This is a genomic window from Roseovarius confluentis, from assembly GCF_002917925.1.
GTDB lineage: Bacteria > Pseudomonadota > Alphaproteobacteria > Rhodobacterales > Rhodobacteraceae > Roseovarius > Roseovarius confluentis.
The window spans coordinates 218717-240879 of the sequence record NZ_PPFE01000003.1 but is presented as its reverse complement, the minus strand read 5'-3'; the positions used below and the strand labels follow the sequence as shown (position 1 = coordinate 240879).

General features: G+C 60.7%; 23 protein-coding genes. 17 read left to right on the top strand and 6 right to left on the bottom strand.

Annotation, left to right across the window (positions count from 1 at the left end):
- Window positions 1-91 precede the first annotated feature (91 nt).
- Complete coding sequence (locus C2I35_RS09155; RefSeq protein ID WP_103762732.1) at window positions 92-769, top strand: thiamine diphosphokinase; 678 nt, start codon at window positions 92-94, stop codon at window positions 767-769.
- 132 nt (window positions 770-901) lie between these two features.
- On the opposite strand, the gene C2I35_RS09150 is transcribed toward C2I35_RS09155, so the two are convergent.
- Window positions 902-2275, bottom strand: a complete 1374-nt coding sequence (locus C2I35_RS09150) for an L-serine ammonia-lyase (protein WP_103762731.1) — start codon at window positions 2273-2275, stop codon at window positions 902-904.
- Between the two features lie 199 nt (window positions 2276-2474).
- Between C2I35_RS09150 and C2I35_RS22605 the strand changes: the two genes are divergently transcribed.
- From C2I35_RS22605 to C2I35_RS09120, 7 genes are all read left to right on the top strand, one after another.
- On the top strand, window positions 2475-2603 hold the full coding sequence (locus C2I35_RS22605) for a hypothetical protein (protein WP_281255057.1): 129 nt from the start codon (window positions 2475-2477) through the stop codon (window positions 2601-2603).
- Window positions 2604-2699: 96 nt separating this feature from the next.
- On the top strand, window positions 2700-3488 hold the full coding sequence (rpiA, locus tag C2I35_RS09145; RefSeq protein WP_103762730.1) for a ribose-5-phosphate isomerase RpiA: 789 nt from the start codon (window positions 2700-2702) through the stop codon (window positions 3486-3488).
- 13 nt (window positions 3489-3501) lie between these two features.
- Window positions 3502-4956, top strand: a complete 1455-nt coding sequence (locus C2I35_RS09140; protein ID WP_103762729.1) for an FAD-dependent oxidoreductase — start codon at window positions 3502-3504, stop codon at window positions 4954-4956.
- 72 nt (window positions 4957-5028) lie between these two features.
- Window positions 5029-6207 (top strand): FtsH protease activity modulator HflK, encoded by a 1179-nt coding sequence (gene hflK / locus C2I35_RS09135; protein WP_103762728.1) that lies wholly within the window; start codon window positions 5029-5031, stop codon window positions 6205-6207.
- Window positions 6207-7307 (top strand): protease modulator HflC, encoded by a 1101-nt coding sequence (gene hflC, locus C2I35_RS09130; protein WP_103762727.1) that lies wholly within the window; start codon window positions 6207-6209, stop codon window positions 7305-7307. The genes hflK and hflC overlap by 1 nt, the downstream gene beginning before the upstream one ends.
- A complete protein-coding gene (locus C2I35_RS09125; protein WP_103762996.1) occupies window positions 7307-7501 on the top strand; it encodes a DUF2065 domain-containing protein in 195 nt (64 codons plus the stop codon). The genes hflC and C2I35_RS09125 overlap by 1 nt, the downstream gene beginning before the upstream one ends.
- A gap of 192 nt (window positions 7502-7693) precedes the next feature.
- Window positions 7694-9148 (top strand): Do family serine endopeptidase, encoded by a 1455-nt coding sequence (locus C2I35_RS09120; protein WP_103762726.1) that lies wholly within the window; start codon window positions 7694-7696, stop codon window positions 9146-9148.
- 73 nt (window positions 9149-9221) lie between these two features.
- Here the strand turns inward: C2I35_RS09120 and C2I35_RS09115 are convergent, their stop codons facing one another.
- The 4 genes from C2I35_RS09115 to rbfA form a co-directional block, all read right to left on the bottom strand.
- Window positions 9222-9779: a DUF1643 domain-containing protein gene (locus tag C2I35_RS09115; RefSeq protein ID WP_103762725.1), complete on the bottom strand. Its 558-nt coding sequence runs from the start codon at window positions 9777-9779 to the stop codon at window positions 9222-9224.
- Window positions 9776-10696, bottom strand: a complete 921-nt coding sequence (gene truB / locus C2I35_RS09110) for a tRNA pseudouridine(55) synthase TruB (RefSeq protein ID WP_103762724.1) — start codon at window positions 10694-10696, stop codon at window positions 9776-9778. Before truB ends, C2I35_RS09115 begins: the two co-directional genes overlap by 4 nt.
- 76 nt (window positions 10697-10772) lie before the next feature.
- Complete coding sequence (locus C2I35_RS09105) at window positions 10773-11504, bottom strand: phosphodiester glycosidase family protein (RefSeq protein ID WP_103762723.1); 732 nt, start codon at window positions 11502-11504, stop codon at window positions 10773-10775.
- 4 nt (window positions 11505-11508) lie between these two features.
- A complete protein-coding gene (gene rbfA, locus C2I35_RS09100; protein ID WP_103762722.1) occupies window positions 11509-11904 on the bottom strand; it encodes a 30S ribosome-binding factor RbfA in 396 nt (131 codons plus the stop codon).
- Between the two features lie 84 nt (window positions 11905-11988).
- Here rbfA and dapB point away from each other — a divergent pair, with 84 nt between their 5' ends.
- A complete protein-coding gene (gene dapB, locus C2I35_RS09095; RefSeq protein WP_103762721.1) occupies window positions 11989-12807 on the top strand; it encodes a 4-hydroxy-tetrahydrodipicolinate reductase in 819 nt (272 codons plus the stop codon).
- A 53-nt stretch (window positions 12808-12860) separates the two neighbouring features.
- Window positions 12861-13214, top strand: coding sequence for a dihydrodipicolinate reductase (locus C2I35_RS09090; RefSeq protein WP_103762720.1), 354 nt, complete (start codon window positions 12861-12863; stop codon window positions 13212-13214).
- Between the two features lie 20 nt (window positions 13215-13234).
- Here C2I35_RS09090 and C2I35_RS09085 read toward each other — a convergent pair whose 3' ends face one another.
- On the bottom strand, window positions 13235-13411 hold the full coding sequence (locus C2I35_RS09085) for a DUF1674 domain-containing protein (RefSeq protein ID WP_103762719.1): 177 nt from the start codon (window positions 13409-13411) through the stop codon (window positions 13235-13237).
- Between the two features lie 67 nt (window positions 13412-13478).
- On the opposite strand from C2I35_RS09085, the gene C2I35_RS09080 reads away from it, so the two are divergent.
- From C2I35_RS09080 to C2I35_RS09050, 7 genes are all read left to right on the top strand, one after another.
- Complete coding sequence (locus tag C2I35_RS09080; RefSeq protein WP_103762718.1) at window positions 13479-14744, top strand: RsmB/NOP family class I SAM-dependent RNA methyltransferase; 1266 nt, start codon at window positions 13479-13481, stop codon at window positions 14742-14744.
- A gap of 92 nt (window positions 14745-14836) precedes the next feature.
- Window positions 14837-16579: a heparinase II/III family protein gene (locus tag C2I35_RS09075; protein WP_103762717.1), complete on the top strand. Its 1743-nt coding sequence runs from the start codon at window positions 14837-14839 to the stop codon at window positions 16577-16579.
- A 37-nt stretch (window positions 16580-16616) separates the two neighbouring features.
- Window positions 16617-18206 (top strand): bifunctional phosphoribosylaminoimidazolecarboxamide formyltransferase/IMP cyclohydrolase, encoded by a 1590-nt coding sequence (gene purH / locus C2I35_RS09070; RefSeq protein WP_103762716.1) that lies wholly within the window; start codon window positions 16617-16619, stop codon window positions 18204-18206.
- A gap of 54 nt (window positions 18207-18260) precedes the next feature.
- The gene (gene lspA, locus C2I35_RS09065) at window positions 18261-18725 is read left to right on the top strand and encodes a signal peptidase II (RefSeq protein WP_103762715.1); all 465 of its coding nucleotides are present in this window, start codon (window positions 18261-18263) and stop codon (window positions 18723-18725) included.
- 50 nt (window positions 18726-18775) lie between these two features.
- Window positions 18776-19306, top strand: coding sequence for a DUF3035 domain-containing protein (locus C2I35_RS09060; protein WP_103762714.1), 531 nt, complete (start codon window positions 18776-18778; stop codon window positions 19304-19306).
- A 99-nt stretch (window positions 19307-19405) separates the two neighbouring features.
- On the top strand, window positions 19406-20740 hold the full coding sequence (locus C2I35_RS09055; RefSeq protein WP_103762713.1) for a M16 family metallopeptidase: 1335 nt from the start codon (window positions 19406-19408) through the stop codon (window positions 20738-20740).
- Window positions 20737-22059, top strand: coding sequence for a M16 family metallopeptidase (locus C2I35_RS09050; protein WP_103762712.1), 1323 nt, complete (start codon window positions 20737-20739; stop codon window positions 22057-22059). Before C2I35_RS09055 ends, C2I35_RS09050 begins: the two co-directional genes overlap by 4 nt.
- Window positions 22060-22163: the final 104 nt, after the last annotated feature.

Here is a 22163-nt window from a genome sequence, read left to right as displayed (position 1 = left end):
AAAGCGGCCCGATTCTTAGAATTTTACCGTATCATTTCGAGGCGAGAATGTGTCCTGTTTCCAAAATAGTGGTTAATGATGGAAATTCACCTTGATTGTTGAGCATTCTCACCCAGTCACACTGGTCGGTGGCGGCCAGCTTGGTGAAACAGACTTTATCCGGGCTTTGGCCATCGGTGACCACATCGTCGCCGCAGATGGCGGTGCGGATGCCGTACGTTCCGCTGGGCTGGTTTCTTCTGCCGTGATCGGTGATTTCGATTCACTAGGTGATGACACGCGCGCGGCGTTGCCACATGACCGCCTGCATCACATCTCTGAGCAAGATAGCACCGACTTCGAAAAATGCCTCCGTAATGTCGATGCACCGTTGATCCTGGGAGTGGGATTCACTGGGCAGCGGATCGATCACCACTTGGCCAATCTCAATACGCTGGTTCGATATCCCCATCGCCGCTGCATACTTCTGGGTAGCAACAATATCATCTTCGTCGCCCCGCCTTCTTTTGCATTGGATCTTGCGCCGGAAACACCAGTTTCGCTTTTTCCCTTGGGTATTGTCGAGGGCTTGTCGGATGGGCTTGAGTGGCCGATCGCCGGTCTGACCTTCACTCCGGACGGCCGGATCGGAACCTCGAACAAGGCGACCGGCCCCATTTCGCTCCAGTTTACAGCGCCAAAGATGCTCTTGATCCTGCCCGCGTCAGCTTTTGAAGCGACGGCGGAGGTTCTGATGCGGAGCGCCGCCACATGGCCGCCGTCGGCCTAACAGATTGCGGCGCGGGCAAGGACACCTTTTAGTATTTGACCTGTCTCCGTCATGCGGATCACGCTAACTGTGCGTCAGAAACGAAGCTGCTTCTAGTTTCTAGAAGTTCGCTACTTCGCTCGCCGTTTCCGATCAGCAGTTCGGTACGTTGACGGCAAGGCCACCCAATGAGGTTTCTTTGTAGCGTTCGCTCATATCCGCACCTGTCTGGCGCATTGTTTCAATACAGGCATCCAGAGGCACGAGATGCACCCCGTCGCCCCGCAGTGCGAGACTCGCGGCACTCACCGCCTTGATCGCACCCAGCCCGTTTCGTTCAATGCAGGGCACTTGGACGAGCCCCTTCACCGGGTCGCATGTCATGCCAAGGTGATGTTCAAGCGCGATCTCTGCGGCGTTCTCTATCTGCGCGGGCGTCCCACCCAGAACCGCGGCCAGCCCAGCAGCCCCCATGGCAGACGCGCTACCAACTTCGGCCTGGCATCCTGCCTCCGCGCCGCTGATCGACGCGTTGAACTTGACGAGTCCGCCAATCGCTGCGGCTGTCAGAAGAAATGTCTCGATTTCGCGCTCGTTGGCGCCCGGCACATGTTCCAGCCAATACTTGATCACCGCAGGAACCACACCCGCTGCCCCGTTGGTGGGCGCAGTGACGACCTGACCGCCGGCGGCATTTTCCTCATTGACGGACATCGCGTAGATGCTGATCCAATCGTTGATTTTGTGCGGAGCGTTCAGGTTCGTGCCGCGCTCTGCCAGCAGAGCCTGATGTATTGCCTTGGACCGGCGACGCACCTGCAAACCGCCCGGCAGGATACCGTCATTCGCAAGCCCGCGCTCGATGCAATCGTTCATGACCTGCCAGACGCGCGACACGCCGCTGCGCAGGTTTTCAGAGCCTCCGCGCGAGATCTCGTTTGCCTTTTTCATTTCGGCAATGGACTTGCCGCTGGTCTCGGCCATCTCCAGCATTTCGGCCGCACTTTTGAACGGATAGGGCACAGGTGGGCCATCGTCGGTGTCCTGCCCGGCGGCCAGTTCATCCGCGGTAAGAACAAATCCGCCGCCAACCGAATAGTAAGTCTCTTGCAAAATCACGTCGCCCTGTTTGTCGGTAGCCATCAGGATCATCCCGTTGGCATGGCCCGGCAAATTGGGTCCGAAGTCGAATTTCAAGTCTTCCTTGGGGTAGAAATGAAGCGCAGGCAGCTCGGGCGGTGTCACCCTGTGGGTCTCGCGGATATCCGCCAGAACCGCCTCTGCCTTGTCATTATCGTAATTCTCGGGACGAAACCCGGCAAGGCCGAGGATCGTCGCGCGGTCCGTCGCGTGCCCGACGCCGGTGAAGGCCAGAGATCCGTGCAAACTGGCGCGCAGACCTTGAAATTCGAACGGTGACGCTCGCATCAGATCAAGAAATCTGGCGGCAGCCACCATCGGCCCCATCGTGTGTGAAGAGGACGGACCGATGCCGATCTTGAACATATCGAAGACAGACAGAAACATGAGCTCAATACCTAGCGCATTCGGGGCTGTTACCCAAGCCATCACTATGCTGCGCCGTGCTCTTGGTGTCGCACAAAACCGACGTCGACGCGCAGATATTCGCCAAAGGTTTACAGGCGTTCATCTAAGGTTAACCGACTCACGTCAATGTGGAACCGGAAACGGCCTCAAACGTTCTCTTTGAACATGGAGAATTGAAATGCAGACAACAGGGTTCATCCTCCTCCTCGCTGCCGGTGTCATTGTAATCTTCGGCGGTGAATCTACCGGCACGAAGACCTTGCCGTCCACCATCTCGCCCGATCTGGCCGCAATACGCGCGCAGTAAGAAGCGTACTTCCTGGGTCTTGAAATGACCCCTCGCCCCTGACGCGCAAACTCCCTATAACGCGGGCAAAGATGCACGCCTGCAGGAGAATTGCGCATGACCGGAGAGTTGTCACCGATCGACAAGGCCAAGTTTGTAGCTGCAAAGCGCTCCGTCGACTATGTGGAAGACGGCATGCGCGTTGGTCTTGGAACCGGCTCTACAGCCGCTTGGATGGTCCGTTGCCTTGGAGAGCTCGTGCGTGAAGACGGGCTCAAGATCCGGGGCGTGCCTACGTCCACACGAACCGCGGAGCTTGCGCGCGAAGTCGGCATCGAGGTTATCAGCCTTGACGAGGCAAGGTGGATAGACGTGACCATCGATGGCGCAGACGAATTCGACGGCAACCTCAATCTTATAAAGGGTGGCGGCGGCGCTCTTCTACAGGAAAAAATCGTCGCCACAGCCTCCGACCAGATGATCGTGATCGCCGATGTCGGCAAGGAAGTCGAGAAACTCGGTGCCTTTCCGTTGCCGGTCGAGGTCATCCCGTTTGGTTGGCAGACCACGAAGTCGCTGATCGAGGAATTGCTTATCTCGATGGACGTTTTGGGCCGAGACGCCACCCTGCGTATGAACGGCGACAGCCCCTTCGTCACCGACGAGGGCAATTACATCCTCGACCTGCATCTGGGCCGCATCGGCAATGCGCATCAGCTTTCAATGGTTCTCAACCAAATGCCCGGCGTGGTGGAGAACGGTCTTTTCATAGACATCTGCGATGTCGTCATCCTCGGCTACGGCGATGGCCGGGTCGAGACGCGAGACATCAACGAAGGCACGGTCGCCGAGGATCGACTCGATTTCGTCGAAACGGACAACCTCTTCACTGACCTGCAGGACTGAAAGGGCGACCGACATGCCGTATGACTACGACCTTTTCGTGATTGGCGGCGGGTCCGGCGGTGTCCGCGCGGCCCGGGTGACCAGCGCCACCGGCGCCAAAGTCGCCCTGGCCGAGGACGACCGCTATGGCGGCACCTGCGTCATCCGGGGCTGCGTACCAAAGAAGCTGATGGTCTTCGCGTCGGAATTTTCCAACCTGCCCGACGAAGCACGCGCCTATGGCTGGGACATGTCGCTGGGCGACTTCGACTGGTGCGGCTTCCGCGACCGTTTGCACGGGGAACTGGACCGCCTCGAAGGTGTCTACCGTAGCTTGCTCAGCAATTCCGGCGTCACCACCTATGATGCCCGCGCCCGCCTCAAGGACGCCAACACCGTCACCCTGTCCACGGGGGAGAACGTCACCGCGAAACACATCCTCATCGCCACGGGCGGCCACCCCGTCCGGCCCGAAGTGCCGAATGCCAAACTCGGCATCGTGTCGGATGACCTTTTCCACATGGATACCCTGCCCAAATCCATCCTGATCGTCGGCGGCGGCTATATCGCGTGTGAATTCGCCTGCGTTCTGGCGGGCCTTGGCGTTGACGTGACGCTTTACTATCGCGGCGCCCAGATCCTGCGCGGCTTCGACGAAGAGGCACGCGGCATCATCGCTGAAGGCATGAGCGAAAAAGGCATCGACCTGCATTTCGGCACCAATATCGTCGATATGGCCCCCGCCTCCGAAGATCACAGCGTCAGCGGCGCGCTCACCTCGTCCGACGCGTCCATGGGTGCCCCCGCGAACGAGCCCGAGGCCCACGACATTGCCGAGGACCACGACGGCCCGATCTGGGTCAAGGCGACCAACGGCAAGGAAGCGGTCTTCGACAAGGTTCTCTTCGCCACCGGCCGGGCCCCCAACACGAAAGACATGGGGCTTGAGGAGATCGGCGTCGAACTCGGCCGCGGCGGCGAGATCGTCGTCGATGAATACAGCCAGACTGCCGTGCCCTCGGTCTATGCCATTGGCGATGTGACCAACCGCGTCAACCTGACCCCCGTCGCCATCCGCGAGGGAATGGCTTTCGTCGAGACCGTGTTCAACAACAACCCCACGCCGGTCGATCACAAGCTGATCCCGTCGGCGGTGTTCACCCAGCCCGAATTCGGCACCGTCGGCATGACCGAGGACGAAGCCCGCGAGCAGGAGCCGGTGCATGTCTACTGCACCTCGTTTCGCCCCATGCGCACGGCCTTCGCGGATCAACCCTACCGCGTTCTGATGAAACTCGTCGTATCCAGGGAGACTGACACGGTATTGGGCTGCCACATCGTCGCACCGGGCGCGGGCGAAATGATCCAGTTGGCCGGCGTCGCGATCAAGATGGGCGCGACAAAAGCGGATTTCGACCGCACTGTCGCCGTGCACCCGACCATGTCGGAAGAGATCGTGACGATGCGCGACCCGATGCGCACTGGTTGAATTTTTGACTGTTGTGCACAGTTATGACACAGGGATGGCGCTCTGCGCGTTAGGATAGAGGGAAGAGATTATATGGCTGGACATTCTGGCGGTCCTTGGGGCGGCGGCGGCAATGGTGGCAACCGCGGCGGGAGCGACGACGACGATCGCGGCAACCGCGGCAATGACAACCGGCGCCCCCCCGAAGGCGGGTCGCAGATTCCCGAGATCGACGAACTGGTCCGTCGCGGACAGGATCAGCTGCGCGTGCTGATGGGCGGGCGCGGCGGCAAGGGCCGTGGCAACGGTGCCGGCGGCGGCGATGGCGGCGGCCCCGGCTTTGGGCGCGGCACCATAGTGATCGGCGCCCTGATCGCGGTGGCGCTCTGGGGTGCGGCCAGCTTCTACACCGTCAAGCCCGAGGAACAGTCGGTCGAACTCTTTTTGGGCAAGTACTACTCCACCGGCGATCCCGGTCTGAACTTTGCGCCGTGGCCGCTGGTCACCGCGGAAGTGGTCAATGTCACCTCCGAGCGGACCGAGAACATCGGCAGCAGACGCGGCAGCTCCGCGGGCGGTGACGGCCTTATGCTGACCACCGACGCCAATATTGTCGACATCGACTTCCAAGTCGTTTGGAACATCAATGAGCCAGCCAAGCTGCTGTTCAACATCCGCGATCCGCAATTGACCGTACAGGCCGTGTCCGAGGCCGTAATGCGCGAGATCATCGCGGCCACCAACCTGGCGCCGATTCTCAACCGTGACCGGGGTCTCATCGCCGACACCGCGCGGGAGAATATCCAAGCGACGCTCGACGAGTACGAAAGCGGTATCAACATCGTCCGGGTCAACCTCGACACCGCCGATCCGCCGAGTGACGTGATCGACGCCTTCCGCGAGGTTCAGGCCGCCGAACAGGAACGTGACCGCCTACAACGTCTGGCAGACGCCTACGCCAACCGCGTTCTGGCCGAGGCTCGCGGTGAGGCCGCGCAGATCCTCGAACAGGCCGAGGGCTACCGCGCCCGCGTGGTGAACGAAGCCATCGGTGAGGCCAGCCGCTTCATCGCCGTGGCGCAGGAATTCAACGAGGCACCCGAAGTGACGCAGCGCCGCCTCTACCTCGAAACCGTTGAACGCACGCTGGGCAGGATGGACAAGATCCTGCTCGACGAATCCACCGGGGCCTCGGGCGAGGGCGTATTGCCCTACCTGCCCCTTGACCAGTTACGCCGCTCCAACCAGACCGGCAACGGAGGATCGAACTGATGCGTAAATCCGCTCTGCTACTTCCCGTCCTCGCCGTTGCGATCATCGGTATCCTGTCCTCGCTCTACATCGTGGACGAACGTGAAAAAGCGCTCGTGCTGCAATTCGGCCAGATCAAAAAGGTCGTCGAAGAGCCGGGCATCGGTATAAAGATCCCGGTGATCCAAGAGGTCGTGCGCTATGACCGCCGCATCCTGTCGCTGGATACCGACGCGATCGAGGTCACGCCATCTGATGATCGCCGCCTCGTGGTCGACGCCTTCACCCGCTACCGGATCGCAGATGTGGTTCAGTTCCGGCAAGCCGTCGGCATCGGCGGTACCCGCGTTGCCGAAGATCGGCTCGCTTCTGTTCTGAACGCCCAAATCCGCGAGGTTCTCGGCGCTGATCAGGTGACATCCGACACGATCCTGTCGCCGCAACGGCGCGAACTTGCCGTGCGTATTCTTGAACAGGCCCGCGCCAGCGCGGCCGGGTTGGGGCTCGAAATCGTCGACGTCCGACTGAAGCAGACCAATCTGCCGCAGCAAAACCTCGAAGCCACCTTCGCCCGGATGCGGGCCGAACGTGAACGCGAGGCTGCCGACGAGATCGCCCGCGGTAACGAGGCCGCCCAGCGCGTCCGCGCCGCCGCCGACCGGACGGTGGTGGAAACCGTGTCGAACGCCGAACGCGAGGCCGAGATCACCCGCGGTGAAGCCGACGCCGAGCGGAACCGGATCTATGCCGAAGCCTTCGGCAACAATCCCGACTTCTTCGCTTTCTACCGCTCGCTCGCCGCGCTTGAACGCTCAATGAACGAGGAAAACTCCACGCTGGTCTTTTCGCCGAACAGCGAGTTCTTGGGCCAGATGTTCGACGCTGTGCGCGCCGATGGCTTGGGCCAGGTTGCGCTCGAGGATATCGACATCGACCGTCTCCGCGATATGGCACCGGAGACAGAGATTTCACCCGACCTGCCTGAAAGCGAACGCCAGCGCCTTGAAGAGGACGCCGCCCAGCAAGAGGCGGAAGAGGCCGAGGAGGCGGAAGCCGAAAGGGAAGGCGCCGCCGAGGAGGCCGCGGAAGACAACGCGGGCGACGAGGACGTCACAAATTGATCGGAACGATCTTTCTGGCCTTCGGGCTCGTGCTGATTGTCGAGGGGCTGGTGTACGCACTGGCCCCTTCGCTTGTGGAACAGATGCTGGCGGCCCTGCGCACCCTGCCGGACGAACACAGGCGGCTGGTCGGCCTCGCGGCACTTGCCTTCGGCATAATCCTGGTCTGGTGCGCCAAAATGGTGGGCGCGTGACGCAAGGTGCTTGCACCACCGTTGACAAAGCGTTCACATGGGCGTGACATCGTGTTGTGAATTTTGCGTTCTCGTTGAGCGTGCCTAAATAAGGTCCAGAGCGGTCTGCGCGCGCGCACGCGGTAGGCCCCGGAATTCCAAATACTGATCAAGGAGTGGTCCCGCGTGAAAGCACAAACTCTCTCTCAACCCATGACGCCGCCTGGAGCGATCCGCGCGATCTGGCTCACGGCGCTGGCAACGGCCCTGATCATCGCACAGGCGATCAGCGCCAATGCCCGTCCCGAAAGTTTTGCCGACCTCGCGCAGGAGGTTAGCCCCGCAGTCGTGAACATCACGACCTCGACCGTCGTAGCCCAGGGCACCGGCCCGTCACCAATTGTTCCCGAAGGCTCGCCCTTCGAGGACTTCTTCCGCGATTTCCAAGACCGGAACAACGGCGAGGGCAACCGCCCCCGGCGCACGTCCGCGCTCGGCTCGGGCTTCGTCATCTCCGAAGACGGCTACATCGTCACCAACAACCACGTGATCGAAACCGCGGACGAGATCATCATCGAGTTCTTCTCGGGTCGCGAGCTCGAAGCCGAGGTGATCGGAACCGACCCCAAGACCGACATCGCCCTGCTCAAGGTCGATGCGGACGAACCGCTGCCCTTCGTCAGCTTTGCCGACAGCGACACCGCCCGCGTGGGCGATTGGGTGATCGCCATGGGCAACCCCCTCGGTCAGGGCTTCTCGGTTTCCGCCGGGATCGTGTCGGCCCGCAACCGCGAACTTTCGGGCACCTACGACGACTACATCCAGACCGACGCCGCCATCAACCGCGGCAACTCGGGTGGACCGCTTTTCAACCTCGACGGCCAGGTCGTCGGCGTCAATACCGCGATCCTGTCACCCAACGGTGGCTCGATCGGCATCGGCTTCTCGATGGCCTCCAACGTCGTGACCCGCGTGGTCGACCAACTGCAGGAATTCGGTGAAACCCGCCGCGGCTGGCTCGGCGTCCGCATTCAGGACGTCACCGACGACGTCGCCGAGGCGATGGGCCTCGAAGAGGTCGCCGGTGCGTTGGTGACGGACGTTCCCGAAGGCCCTGCCGGAGAAGCCGGTATGAAAGCGGGCGACGTGATCATGCAGTTCGACGGCTACGAGGTCGAGGATACCCGCGGGCTGGTCCGCCGGGTCGGGAACACCGCCGTGGGCAAGACTGTGCGCGTCGTGGTCTTCCGCGAAGGCAAGACCCAGACCCTGCGCGTCACGCTTGGCCGCCGCGAAGCGGCTGAAGGCGTCGTTCCCGCGGCCCAGCCGGGCGAGACCGAAGCGCCGTCCGAAGCCGAAATTCTTGGCCTCACACTGTCGCAGCTCGACGACGAACTGCGCAGCCAACTGGAGCTGGACGACAACGCCAACGGCCTCGTCGTGTCGGACATCGACAACCTGTCGGAAGCCTACGAGAAAGGCATGCGCGCCGGTGATGTCATCACCGAGGCCGGCCAACAAAAGCTGTCCAGCATATCCGACCTGGAAGCCCGAATCGATGATGCACGCGAAGCGGGCCGCAAGTCGATCCTCCTCTTGGTGCGTCGCGCTGGCGAACCGCGCTTTGTAGCGCTGTCGCTGGATGCACCGGAAGATGAGCCTCAGTAAAGACGCTATTTAGTCAGAACGGGAAACGGGCGCTTTTAAAAAGCGCCCGTTTTCGTTTCGAAGCGACCACCATTCAAAACGGCGTCGGGAACTCTTGCAGAGCCGTATCCTTCCGCAGGTAAAGCGGATGCTTGGCTGAGCCATCCTTGTTCAATCCTAAGCATTTCAACGGCTGTCCCGTTGCTGCAACAGCAGACAGCGCTTCGTGCACCAACGGCGCAAACCGATTGTGCAGCTTGCCGTAGGCCAGAACAATCATCTCTGCATCCATAGCCATTTCGACCAGCGCGGGAATGTTGTCCGTGCTGCACGCGAGACCGGGATCGTGTGGAATATCCTTTGGTGAGGTTGCCCGCCAGTCAAGCACGTTCCCTTTGAGGTAGCGGGTGAACCCCCAATCGCGTGCGAACATCAGTTCCCGATGACATGTAGGATCCGAGGTAGACTCATCTGCAACCGATGGATTCATACCGATAAACAGCACCGCGCGAGGGTCTGCGTCTTTCGGCGTCCAGTCTCGCGTCAGGGACTGCCGGTATCGCCCGCAATCCGAAAACTGCGCCTCACCGACAACACCGTCTGGCAAGCGAAGGCGCACCTTGCCACCAGGATCGTGAGCAGCTTGCTTCATTGCGCCATCGGGGCGACGTTGAACACCCGGCTGGGATACAGGTCACCGCCCTTGAAGTGCCCCACCGCCACGGCTTGGCCCTTCAGCGCGGCCCAGCATTCACCACCATATTCGACATCGCCACCAATCACCGGAGCAGGATTGCCATGCCTTAGCCGGGCTGCGCTCATCTCATTGCAACTGACTCGCGGCAGCTCGCTCAGGCCTTCTTCCAAAGGCCGCAAATAGGCGTCCAGCGCAGGATCGTGTGCCATCGCTTCAACCTGTTCCATCGTCACGCCATCCGCAGTACAGAAAGGGCCGGACCAAATTCGCCGCAGGCTAGCGACATGCCCGTAGCACCCCAGCGCCTCGCCAAGGTCGCGCGCAATGGACCGCACGTAGCCGCCTTTGCCACAGATCATTTCCAGCTCGACCGTATCGGCATCCGGCCGGTCGGTCAGCAGTAATTCCTCCACCCAAAGCGGTCGCGCCGAGACTTCGAACTCTTCACCTTCCCGGGCGCGCTTGTAGGCCCTTTCACCATCGATCTTCACCGCCGAGAATTTTGGCGGCACCTGCTGGATGTCACCAACGAACCGGGAAAGCGCGCTCTTAATATCTTCATCGCTCGGCCGTTCGCTGCTTTCGGCCACAACCTCACCCTCCGCATCATCGGTGTTGGTCGCCTGCCCCAAACGCACGAGAAATCGATAAGCTTTCAACGCATCGGTGATGAACGGCACGGTTTTTGTCGCCTCGCCCAGCGCCACCGCAAGCACACCTGTCGCATCGGGATCCAGTGTTCCTGCATGGCCAGCCTTTTTGGCCTGAAGCGCCCATCGTACCTTGTTGACCACTGCGGTCGAAGTAACGCCTGACGGCTTGTCCACGATCAACCAGCCCGAAATATCACGTCCCTTGCGTTTGCGCCCCATGACCTTCCTGCCTTAGCCTGTGTAAAGATCGCCGCGTATCGCAGCACCCCGTGCAAGTCAATTCGTCAAGCGGCGCTCAATCGGCGACAACGCCTACGATAGGCCCCATCGGGAAACCGCCGTCATGCCGCCCCAGTTGAGGCGCAAATAGCCGCGAGATGTTGCCATCAAAATACAGCGCCTGCGGCGTCTTCAGAAGATCACGAAAAACCTTGGCAAAGGTATGAAAGTTCACCCTGTCCTCGGAAATGACGAACCATACCGTGCGTCCGTCGGCAGAAGAGCCCACGCCATTGCGCACATAAAGGCTGTCGCTGTTTTTGAGAAAACGTGGATGCAGCTTGCCATCGATCACCAGCATCGGCCCCGACTGGCTTGCGAAACTACAGTCGGGCTTGTCCCGGTCGAAGCGTCGCGTTTCGAACACGTCCGTGCGATTTGGCCGGATGCAGAAGACCCCGTTCGGCAACAGACCAAAGTTCCCTGGTCCGTCCCGCATCACCAATGGCTTCGTTTCTTTACCGTTCTCGACATAGTACCCGACCGGGCTTCGGTCCTGATGGTACATTCCCGCGTTCATCGCGAACAAAAGCTCGCCGCCCTCTCCGCGCACATTGCGCTCCACGCTGGAAAAGCTGCCTAACGGGTCACCGGACATCGGGTCATTCAGAAAAAGGCGCAAATTGTCTTTGCCCACGTCGACCTTGCAGGTGGTAAAACGCGCACCGTCATAGCTGATCTGCTGGCACTCGACGGCCGAAGCCGGCCCGGCCATCAGCGTCATCCCCAAAAGCACCACGCGCCACATTGGCTCAGTTCTCGACGTCGCGCCGTACGGCGTCCTGCGCGAACAGTCGCCGCGTCTCATCAAGCTGGTCGAACGTTTCATCCAGCCGGAACCGCAATTCCGGTGCGAATTTCAGACCAACCTTTTTGCCGATGATTCGGCGCAACTCGCCCTTGTTGCGACCCAAAAGCTCCAGCACGTCGGACTTGCCATGACCGCCAAGAGGCAGAACATATGCCGTCGCCACCTTCAGATCGGGCGATGTGCGCACCTCGCCCACCGTAACCGAGAGACGGTTCAGGTCGGGGTCATGGATATCACCGCGCGCAAGCACATCGGCCAGCGTCCGGCGTATCAACTCTCCAACCCGTAATTGCCGCTGCGACGGTCCGGGCCCATCATGGAACTTGTTCTTTGCCATAAGAATGCATCTAAGCCTTGTGCATGGCTTTGCCAAGCGATGATCACCGAGTTAAGGAATGCAAACAGTAAGACGGAGAATGACATGACCGACCTGCCAGGTATCGTAGTGACGGGCGCCTCCGGTCGCATGGGCCAAATGCTGATCGAGACGGTGCAAGCCTCGGAACGCGCGCGACTTATCGGCGTGCTGGAACGAAGCGGTCACGCCTGGATTGGTAAAGACATAGGCGAAGCGATGGGCGGTGCGCCTGTGGGCATTTTTGTGTCAGACGATCCACTGGAAACAATTTCGAAAGCACATGCCGTGCTGGATTTCACGGCGCCTACAGCCACGGTCGAGTTCGCAGCATTGGCAGCGCAGGCACGATGCGTTCACGTCATTGGCACCACCGGCCTTGCCAATGACGATCTTTCAAAGATTTCCGCGGCCGGCCGGCACGCGACCATCATCCGTGCTGGCAACATGAGCCTTGGCGTCAACCTGCTCGTTCAACTGACAAAGAAAGTCGCCGCCGCCCTGGACGAGGATTACGATATCGAAGTGATCGAGGCACATCACAACAAGAAGGTCGATGCGCCTTCTGGCACCGCACTCATGCTCGGACAGGCGGCCGCCGACGGGCGCGGAATATTGCTGGAACAGAATGCCGACCGGGGCCGCGACGGCATTACGGGCGCTCGCAAGCCTGGTCATATCGGCTTCACCGCCATTCGGGGCGGCGATATCGTGGGTGAGCATGACGTGATGTTCGCGACAGAGGGCGAACGCATCATTCTGCGTCACGTTGCTTCTGACCGCGCTGTCTTCGCCCGAGGTGCCTTGAAGGCCGCTTTGTGGGGTCAGGGACGCAAACCAGGCGAATACGACATGTTGGACGTACTGGGGTTGAACGAAAACTAATCCAGACCCGCCAGTGCCCCGTATTAGATATTGTTTGTTACGGGAGCCAGAAAATGCGCCTGACTGTTATTGCGTTAATCGCTGCGTTTGCCAGCGGACCAGCCATCGCGGAGGAGTTCGACCAGATCGACAATAAGTCTGAATTCTTGTCGGTCGTTGCTGATCGGAACCTCACCCGGCTTGGTATCAACCTTACTGTGACGCCTTCCGGCCAAATCAAGGGAAAGGCTTTTGGTCGCCCGGTTACAGGTGCTTGGCAATGGAAATCGGGCTATTTCTGTCGCGATCTATACTGGGGTCAGAGAAATCTTGGTCCAAACTGCCAGGCGGTAAAGGTTCAGGGTTCCACGGTCCGTTTCATCTCTGACCAAGGCGCCGGAGAGTATGCAGATCTAAACCTGCGTTAGTGTGTTAGGCGGGGTATTGCTCAGAAGTCGATGGCAATGCCCTTCTTCTCCCAGTCCCCGAAGCGCACTGGTTCGGGGCCTTTCCGCCCGCCCAACTCGGTCGGCATATTGATTTCTTCAGCCGCCTTGCGACGTTCCTCGGCCTCTGCCAAGGCGCGTTTCGCTTCGGGGGGCAGGTCCTTGCTTTCGTCTGTCATGGCCGGGCTTCCTTCCTCTGGGTACGCCTGATATAGGCGCGTTCTGTTCAAAGGCCAAGGAACTGACATGCCCTCGCCCACCCCCCGCAGTACCGCCGTGGCCCTGCTTGATAAGGTCATGGGGGAAGGCCGCCTTCTGGCTGAGCTCAACGCTCCGCTCTCGCGCCTTTCACCTGCGGATCGCGCGCGCGCATTACGTCTGGCCAGCGACACGCTGCGCGGTATCGACCGGGCCGACCGTCTGTTGGCCCGCCAGTTGCGCAAGACACCGCAACTGCACGTAATGAACATCCTCCGCCTCGGCACGGTCGAACTTTGCATGGGCGGGGACGCACACGGCGTGGTGGACGAACTGGTCTCGCTCGTTGGAACGCATCCACGCTACAAGCGCTTGCGCGGGCTGGTAAATGCAATTCTGCGACAGATGGCGGGCGACGCCGGCAAGCCTTGGAAAGACCTGCGCATCCCTCGCATGCCCGGTTGGTTGCGCGAGCCACTCGTCCAAGCGTGGGGCAACGGTGCGGTCGCGGCGATGGAAAATGCGCAGTTTGCAGGTGCCCCCGTCGACCTGACACTGAAACCAGACGAAGACCCTCACGAATGGGCCGAGCGACTGGGCGCGGCGGTTTTGCCGAGCGGTTCACTGCGACTGACGGACCCGGGTCAGGTCTCTGCCCTTCCCGGTTTTGCGGATGGCGCCTGGTGGGTGCAGGACGTTGCAGCCGCCATGCCCGCGCGTATTCTCACGCCAAAGGCGGGTGAGCGCGTTCTCGATCTCTGTGCCGCACCTGGCGGCAAGACGCTGCAACTCGCTGCGGCAGGCGCGCAAGTCACTGCGCTGGATATTTCGGAAAAGCGGATGGAACGCGTGTCTGAAAATCTCAGCAGAACCCAGCTTGTCGCCGATCTGGTCGTTGGCGATGCTCTTGAGTACCAACAGGCTCCTTTTGACGCCATCCTTGTCGATGCGCCGTGTTCCGCTACAGGCACGATCCGCCGCCATCCCGATCTGCCCTACGCCAAGGACGGCTCGGAGTTCGGCGCGCTGATCGAATTGCAGGCGAAAATGATCGATCACGCGCTTACCCTTCTGAAGCCCGGTGGCCGGCTGGTCTTCTGCACCTGCTCGCTTCTGCCGGACGAAGGTGAGGTCCAGATCGAGGACGCGCTTGCCCGTCATTCCGGCCTGCAGACAGACCGCTCGGCGCTCGACTTGCCCGGCATCGAGACTGACTGGCGTACCGAGGAAGGCGGCCTTCGCCTACGACCGGACTACTGGCCCGATCTTGGCGGAATGGACGGGTTTTATGTCGCGGTACTGCACCGGGACTAGGCAAGCCTGTCGCGTTCCTCCGTGACTTGAGCTGCTGGGCAGAGTATACTTGCCAAACAGCGCCAAAAAGAGCGTGCCGAGGCTGGGAACCGATGTCGACACCCGATCAAGATATACCGCGCGTAACGCGGCTGCTCAATCGTCTGGCGGCTCGCCGGGCAACGTTCGGCGGCCGAATAACTGCATTCCTGTCACAGCCCGACCCACGTACCATCGGCAGCTTCGCCCGGGGCCGGCAGCTTTGCGCCGGGAACTTCCTGTTTGCGGGCACCCTTGTGCGGGACTCCGAAAAGTCGCCGTGGGATATCCACCCTCCGGACACTGCCTTTTCCCGAGAAGTACATGGATTTACATGGCTGGACGACCTTGCGGCGGCCGGGGATGCCAAGGCACGTTCCTGTGCGCAAGACTGGCTCTGGCGCTGGATCGAACTTTATGGGCGCGGGCGTGGCCCCGGCTGGACACCTGATCTTGCAGGGCGGCGCGTCATCCGCTGGATCAATCATGCGATCTTTTTGCTGTCGGGTCGAACACAGGCGCAATCCGATCTATTTTTGCGATCGCTCTCGCAGCAAACGCAGTTCCTTTCGCGGCGTTGGCGTGCAACCGCACCCGGGCTTCCCCGGTTCGAGGCTCTGACCGGCCTTGTCTACGCCGGCCTTTCCCTTGAGGGGTTATCGGCGAATGTAGTCCCGGCGTCGGTCGCCTTGGCCCGTGAGTGCGCGCGTCAGATTGATGAACAGGGTGGTCTGCCTACCCGAAACCCTGAAGAACTGCTAGAAGTCTTCACGCTGCTGACCTGGGCCGCCGAAACCTTGACCGAGGCCGGGCAAAACCCCTTGCCCGCGCACTGGACGGCCATCGAACGCATCAGCCCCACGCTGCGCACCCTTCGCCATGCCGACGGCGGGCTTGCCTGCTTTCACGGCGGAGGGCGGGGAATTGACGGTCGGCTCGATGCCGCGCTTGCGGCAAGCCAGATAAAAGGGCGCCATGCAAACGGCCTGTCCATGGGGTTTGCTCGGCTCAGCGCGGGGCGCAGCTCCCTGATCATCGACGCCGCCGTTCCACCCCAAGCGAAGGCGTCTGCCAGCGCGCATGCCTCCACACTCGCGTTTGAATTGACGGCAGGGCGGCGGCCGTTGATCGTGAATTGCGGTAGCGGTGCCACTTTCGGTACTGCCTGGCGTCGCGCCGGACGGGCCACGCCGTCACATTCGACCCTTGTGCTTAACGGCCAATCCAGCAGCCGCCTCGGGAAGGGACCGCAAAAGCAGGACTATCTGGTCGAAGGCCCCCGGGACGTTCCGATCAGGGTGAACCACGCGCCGGATGGCCTGACATTCGAAGGCGGTCACGACGGTTATGTCCGGGGATACGGACTTACACACGTGCGCAAGCTGGAAATGACGTTTGACGGACGCGGCATCGCGGGCGAGGATATGCTTCTTGCCTTGGAGGACTCAGACAAAAAGCTTTTTGATCGTGCCATCGATGCGATGAAGCTAAGGGGCGTTCCGTTTGACATCCGGTTTCACCTGCATCCCGATGTCGATGTCTCTGTCGATATGGGTGGAACTGCCGTCTCGATGGCGTTGAAAAGCGGTGAAATATGGATCTTCCGAGGTGATGGCAGCACCAGCCTGTCCGTAGAATCAAGCGTTTATCTGGAATCCGGCAGGCTGAAGCCACGTGCGACCAAACAAATCGTTCTATCCGGCCGCGCAATGGAGTATGCGACGCGCACAAGGTGGTCACTGGCCAAACCGCAGGACTCTCCGATCGGCGTGCGCGATCTGGCAGAAGACGGACGAAAACCAGTGGCGCTCAGTTGAACGATACCCATAGACTGCCACAAGGACAGGTTGCCCAATGACCGATCTCGCCCCCCTGCGCCGCGCGCTGCTTTCCGTTTCCGACAAGACCGGTCTGGTCGATTTGGGCCATGCGCTAGCCAAACGCGATGTGGAGTTGCTGTCCACCGGCGGCAGCGCCAAAACGCTGCGCGACGCGGGACTCGACGTAAAAGATGTGGCCGAAGTGACGGGCTTTCCAGAAATGATGGACGGACGCGTCAAGACGCTCCACCCGATGGTGCATGGCGGGCTTCTGGCGCTGCGCGACAATGACGACCACCGGGCATCGATGGACGAGCACGGCATCGGCCCCATCGACCTGCTGGTGGTGAACCTCTACCCGTTCGAGGAAACCGTCGCCAAGGGCGCCGACTATGACACCTGCATCGAGAATATCGACATCGGTGGCCCGGCCATGATCCGCGCGGCGGCCAAGAACCACGCCTTCGTCAACGTCGTCGTGGATGTTCAGGATTACAAGGCCCTGCTGGCCGAGCTGGACACCCATGATGGTCAGACAACCTATGCTTTCCGCCAAAAACTGGCGCTCAACGCCTATGCGCGCACCGGCGCGTATGATGCCGCCGTCTCGGGCTGGATGGCCGGAGCCCTGAACGAGACCGCTCCGCGCCGCCGCGCCGTGGCCGGACAGCTGGCGCAAACCCTGCGCTATGGCGAGAACCCGCATCAAAGTGCGGCGTTCTACACCGACGGCTCCGCCCGTCCCGGCGTCGCGACGGCACAACAGGTGCAGGGCAAGGAACTCAGCTACAACAACATCAACGACACCGACGCAGCGTTTGAGCTGGTCAGCGAGTTCGCCCCCGTCGACGGCCCCGCCTGCGCCATCATCAAACACGCCAACCCCTGCGGCGTGGCCCGCGCCAGCACGCTGAAAGAGGCTTACATGCGCGCCTTTGACTGCGACCGTACTTCAGCCTTCGGCGGCATCATCGCGCTGAACCAGCCGCTTGATGGCGCAACCGCTGAAGAGATTGCCGGCATCTTCACCGAAGTGGTGATCGCGCCTGGCGCCGACGACGACGCCAGGGCTGTTTTCGCCACGAAGAAAAACCTACGCCTGCTCACCACCGATGGCCTTGCCGACCCGGCCCAGGCCGCGTTGATGCTCAAGCAGGTCTCGGGCGGCTACCTCATGCAGGACAAGGACAGCGGGCAGGTGTCGGCGGACGACCTCAAGGTTGTGACCAAGCGCGCGCCGTCGGACCAGGAAATGGCTGACATGCTGTTCGCCTGGAAGGTCGCCAAGCACGTGAAATCCAACGCCATCGTCTACGTCAAGGATGGCGCGACCGTGGGCGTCGGCGCGGGCCAGATGAGCCGCGTCGACAGTTGCCGCATCGCCGCCCGCAAATCGCAGGATATGGCTGCGGAGCTGGGTCTCTCCGCGCCGCTCACCCAGGGCAGCGTGGTGGCGTCCGACGCGTTCTTTCCCTTTCCCGACGGCTTGCTGACAGCCGCCGAGGCCGGCGCGACCGCAGTAATCCAACCGGGCGGTTCTATGCGTGACGACGAGGTGATCGCCGCCGCCGACGAGGCCGGGCTCGCCATGGTCTTGACCGGCATGCGCCATTTCCGGCACTAAGAACCGAAACGATAAGCGGCCGGCACATGCAAGCGGGCCTTGAAGGAGAGCAGTATGCGCACGCTTGCGTGGGTCGCGGGTATCATTTTCGTACTCGATCAGATCACTAAATACTGGATCGTCCAGATCCTGGACCTCAAGACAGTGCGCTCGATCGAGGTCCTGCCGCCCTATCTGAACCTCGAAATGGCCTGGAACACCGGCATCAACTTCGGCGCCTTCGCCGGGGCCAGCCCCTGGATCTGGATTGTGGTCGCTCTGGTGATTGTAGGGGCGGTTTTGTGGTGGGTCTGGACCGACCCGCATGGCCGCTGGCAGCAGATTTCGGCAGGTCTTTTGGTGGGGGGGGCTCTCGGCAACGTCATCGACCGCCTTATCTACGGCGCCGTTGCGGACTTCCTGAACATGTCATGTTGCGGCTTCACTAACCCGACCTCGTTCAACGTAGCCGATATCGCGGTTTTCATTGGTGCCTTTGGCATGGTAATCTTCAGCTCGGACAGTAAAAAGGCGGCGTGACGTTCCGGAGCGAATAGGGTAAGTCTGACGGAACGGAGCAGGAGTGGGCAATGAAACTTCCGGCGATTTTGGTCTTGACCCTCGCGATGGCGGTCTCCGCCTGTGGTGGTCGTGACAGGGACATCACGCTTTCGCGGATCAAGAACACGGGCAACGGACCCGAAGAGTTCAACATCGTCCCCGGAAAGCCTCTCCAGGCTCCTGATAGCTATCGCGCCTTGCCCGCACCCACGCCTGGCGGCACCAACATCACCGACCCCACACCGCGCGGTGACAGCGTGGCCGCGCTTGGTGGCAATCCCGCTGCGCTGGCCAACACCGGGATCGGACGCGCCGACGGTGGCCTCGTGAACTATGCCAACCGATTCGGCGTCGTGCCGGGCATCCGCCAGACCCTCGCGCGCGAGGATGTCGAGATCCGCCGCCAGCGCGGCCGTGTCAACATCCTGAATATCGGCAGGAATGATGACTATAACCTCGCGTATAAGCGCCAGTGGCTGGATTCGAGCGCCGAGGCGACTCGCTTGCGCCGGATCGGGGTTCCCACACCCTCATATCCGCCGGCTGGTACAAGGCGCTGACACCAGCCGACCGCTCACAACAAGGTCAGAACTGTTGAATCGTCTCGTGGGCGGCGTATCTACCCTGCAATGTGTTCGCATTCTTTAAGGGAGTCCCCCATGCGCAATTGGCTATCCGGCGTGTGCCTTTTCGTTATGTCTGCCGCATCGGCCGCAGCTGATGACATGGTCACCACGTTTTCACTGAAAAACGGCATGGATGTCGTCGTCATCGAGGACCACCGCGCACCTGTCGTGATGCACATGGTTTGGTACCGCGCAGGCTCCGCTGATGAGAACCCGGGGGTCTCGGGCGTGGCGCATTTTCTCGAGCATCTCCTGTTCAAGGGAACCAAGAACATGGCACCGGGAGAGTTCTCTTCCACCGTTGCCCGCAACGGGGGTTCCGACAACGCGTTTACGAGCTATGACTATACCGCCTATTTTCAGCGCGTGGCCGCCGACCGGCTTGAGCTTATGATGAAGATGGAAAGTGACCGCATGGTCAACCTCCAGCTCGACGAGGAAGACATCCTGACAGAGCGCGATGTCATCATCGAAGAGCGCAACCAACGGATCGAAAACAATCCATCCGCCCTGTTCCGTGAGCAGCAAGGCGCAGCACAGTACCTCAACCACCGCTATGGCGTTCCGATTATCGGCTGGCAGCACGAGATGGTTGATCTGTCGCTTGCCGACGCGCTGGACTATTACAAGACCTACTACGCCCCCAACAACGCCATCCTTGTTGTTGCAGGAGACGTAACGCCCGACGAAGTGCGCGACCTTGCCCAGGAATACTATGAACCCATCCCGGCCAATCCGACGCTGCCCGAACGAAACCGCCCGCAGGAGCCGCGCCAATTGGCCGAGCGACGGATACTCTTTCAGGACGCTCGCGTTGCGCAACCATACCTTCAACGGTCCTACTTGGCTCCCGAGCGGGATTCTGGCGACCAAAAGACCGCGGCGGCCCTGACCATCCTGGCCGACGTATTGGGCGACGGCACCACCTCGATCCTTAACGAGAAGCTCCAATTCGACACACGCACGGCTGTCTATACCGGAGCGTACTACGGCGGCACGGCGCTGGATGACACGACGTTCAATCTTACGGTCGTACCCGCACCCGGCTTCACCCTCGAACAAGCCGAGCAGGCGATGGATGATGTGATCACCACCTTTCTTGAAGACGGCTTCAACGCGGAACGCCTCGAGCGGATCAAGACCAGCATCCGCGCAGCGCAAATCTATGCGCGCGACGATGTCGGCTCCTTGGCCAACCTCTATGGTCGCGGCCTGACTCAGGGGCTGACGGTCGAAGATATTCAGTCTTGGCCCGATATCCTTCAGGCCGTAACGGAAGAGGACGTGATGAAAGCCGCACGTGACCTGTTCGCTCAGGACAACAATTCCGTCACCGGCTACATTTCTGCAGAGGAGGTGACCCAATGAACCGCCTTGCCGCAATCATCTTGTCTGCTGTCGTTCTGCTGGCCGGGCTCCCGGCCAGCGCCGAAGTAGATATCAAGGAGATTACCACACCGGGCGGTATCGACGCGTGGTTGGTCGAAGATCATTCGATTCCCTTCGTCGCTCTCGAATTGCGCTTTCGCGGGGGTACGTCGCTGGATGCGCCGGGTAAACGTGGCGCCGTCAACCTGATGACCGGTCTTCTCGAGGAAGGTGCCGGAGACCTGGACGCTCGGGCGTTCTCCCGTGCAACCGAAACGTTGGCCACCTCGTTTTCCTATGACGCGGGACCCGACTCGCTAGGGGTGTCAGTCCGGTTTCTGACCGAAAATCGCGAAGCCTCGATGGCGCTTTTGCGCGATACCCTCATCAATCCGCGCTTCGACGAGGAAGCGATAGAGCGGGTTCGCGCGCAGATCATCTCGATTATCCAGTCGGATGCGAAGGACCCTCAGGAAATTGCTGGCAACAGTTTTTCCTCACTCGTCTACGGCGACCATCCTTATGGCAGCGATGAAAATGGAACTGTTGAAACCGTATCTGCACTGACCCGTAGCGACATTGTTGAAGCACACGCGGCAACCATGGCACGCGATCGGCTCTATGTCAGTGCCGTGGGCGACATCACCAGCGAGGAACTGTCGGCGCTGCTCGATAAGCTCTTGTCGGATCTGCCCGAAACCGGCGCGCCGCTGCCCGACGACGCCACGCTCAACCTGCCAGGTGGCATAAAGGTGGTGGATTACGATACCCCGCAGTCTATCGCTCTCTTTGGCCAACCCGGCCTGGAACGGGAAGACCCCGATTTCTTTGCGGCTTTCATCCTGAATCACATTCTTGGTGGCGGCGGTTTTGAAAGCCGGCTGATGACCGAAGTCCGGGAAAAAAGGGGGCTGACCTATGGCGTCTATTCCTATCTCGCAGATCGGGATGATGCCCAGGTCTGGATGGGCAGCGTCGCGTCCGCCAATGACCGTGTGGCCGAGGCGGTTGAAGTTATCACCGCCGAATGGAAGCGCTTGCGCGAGAACGGCGTCACTGAAGAGGAACTTGAAGACGCCAAGACCTATCTCACGGGCGCCTATCCCCTTCGGTTTGATGGGAACGGAACAATAGCCAACATAGCCGTTGGAATGCAGATGGACGGCCTTGGCACGGAATACATCGCCAACCGCAATGACAAGTTGAACGCGGTCACATTGGAGGAGATCAATCGGGTCGCCCGTGAACGTCTTAATCCCAACAGGTTAACGTTCGTTGTTACAGGTCAACCAGAAGGATTGACCGGCACGAGTAACTAAAACCTGGCGAGGAAACTGAGATCCGGATTTTGACAAGCCGACCAGTTATGGGAAGTGATGCATAAAAAAACGGTTTTACCAAGCTCAGACTTTTGAGGTTGAGC

What these genes read in the sequence shown, in the direction of transcription:
- C2I35_RS09060 (WP_103762714.1), top strand. Translation starts at nt 18,776, where the DNA reads ATGAAACTTCCGGCGATTTTGGTCTTGACCCTCGCGATGGCGGTCTCC.
- C2I35_RS22605 (WP_281255057.1), top strand. Translation starts at nt 2,475, where the DNA reads ATGCAGACAACAGGGTTCATCCTCCTCCTCGCTGCCGGTGTCATTGTA.
- purH (WP_103762716.1), top strand. Translation starts at nt 16,617, where the DNA reads ATGACCGATCTCGCCCCCCTGCGCCGCGCGCTGCTTTCCGTTTCCGAC.
- C2I35_RS09105 (WP_103762723.1), bottom strand. Translation starts at nt 11,504, where the DNA reads ATGTGGCGCGTGGTGCTTTTGGGGATGACGCTGATGGCCGGGCCGGCT.
- C2I35_RS09055 (WP_103762713.1), top strand. Translation starts at nt 19,406, where the DNA reads ATGCGCAATTGGCTATCCGGCGTGTGCCTTTTCGTTATGTCTGCCGCA.
- C2I35_RS09085 (WP_103762719.1), bottom strand. Translation starts at nt 13,411, where the DNA reads ATGACAGACGAAAGCAAGGACCTGCCCCCCGAAGCGAAACGCGCCTTG.
- C2I35_RS09090 (WP_103762720.1), top strand. Translation starts at nt 12,861, where the DNA reads ATGCGCCTGACTGTTATTGCGTTAATCGCTGCGTTTGCCAGCGGACCA.
- C2I35_RS09075 (WP_103762717.1), top strand. Translation starts at nt 14,837, where the DNA reads ATGTCGACACCCGATCAAGATATACCGCGCGTAACGCGGCTGCTCAAT.
- rbfA (WP_103762722.1), bottom strand. Translation starts at nt 11,904, where the DNA reads ATGGCAAAGAACAAGTTCCATGATGGGCCCGGACCGTCGCAGCGGCAA.
- C2I35_RS09050 (WP_103762712.1), top strand. Translation starts at nt 20,737, where the DNA reads ATGAACCGCCTTGCCGCAATCATCTTGTCTGCTGTCGTTCTGCTGGCC.
- hflK (WP_103762728.1), top strand. Translation starts at nt 5,029, where the DNA reads ATGGCTGGACATTCTGGCGGTCCTTGGGGCGGCGGCGGCAATGGTGGC.
- C2I35_RS09140 (WP_103762729.1), top strand. Translation starts at nt 3,502, where the DNA reads ATGCCGTATGACTACGACCTTTTCGTGATTGGCGGCGGGTCCGGCGGT.
- dapB (WP_103762721.1), top strand. Translation starts at nt 11,989, where the DNA reads ATGACCGACCTGCCAGGTATCGTAGTGACGGGCGCCTCCGGTCGCATG.
- rpiA (WP_103762730.1), top strand. Translation starts at nt 2,700, where the DNA reads ATGACCGGAGAGTTGTCACCGATCGACAAGGCCAAGTTTGTAGCTGCA.
- hflC (WP_103762727.1), top strand. Translation starts at nt 6,207, where the DNA reads ATGCGTAAATCCGCTCTGCTACTTCCCGTCCTCGCCGTTGCGATCATC.
- C2I35_RS09120 (WP_103762726.1), top strand. Translation starts at nt 7,694, where the DNA reads ATGACGCCGCCTGGAGCGATCCGCGCGATCTGGCTCACGGCGCTGGCA.
- C2I35_RS09080 (WP_103762718.1), top strand. Translation starts at nt 13,479, where the DNA reads ATGCCCTCGCCCACCCCCCGCAGTACCGCCGTGGCCCTGCTTGATAAG.
- truB (WP_103762724.1), bottom strand. Translation starts at nt 10,696, where the DNA reads ATGGGGCGCAAACGCAAGGGACGTGATATTTCGGGCTGGTTGATCGTG.
- lspA (WP_103762715.1), top strand. Translation starts at nt 18,261, where the DNA reads ATGCGCACGCTTGCGTGGGTCGCGGGTATCATTTTCGTACTCGATCAG.
- C2I35_RS09115 (WP_103762725.1), bottom strand. Translation starts at nt 9,779, where the DNA reads ATGAAGCAAGCTGCTCACGATCCTGGTGGCAAGGTGCGCCTTCGCTTG.
- C2I35_RS09150 (WP_103762731.1), bottom strand. Translation starts at nt 2,275, where the DNA reads ATGTTTCTGTCTGTCTTCGATATGTTCAAGATCGGCATCGGTCCGTCC.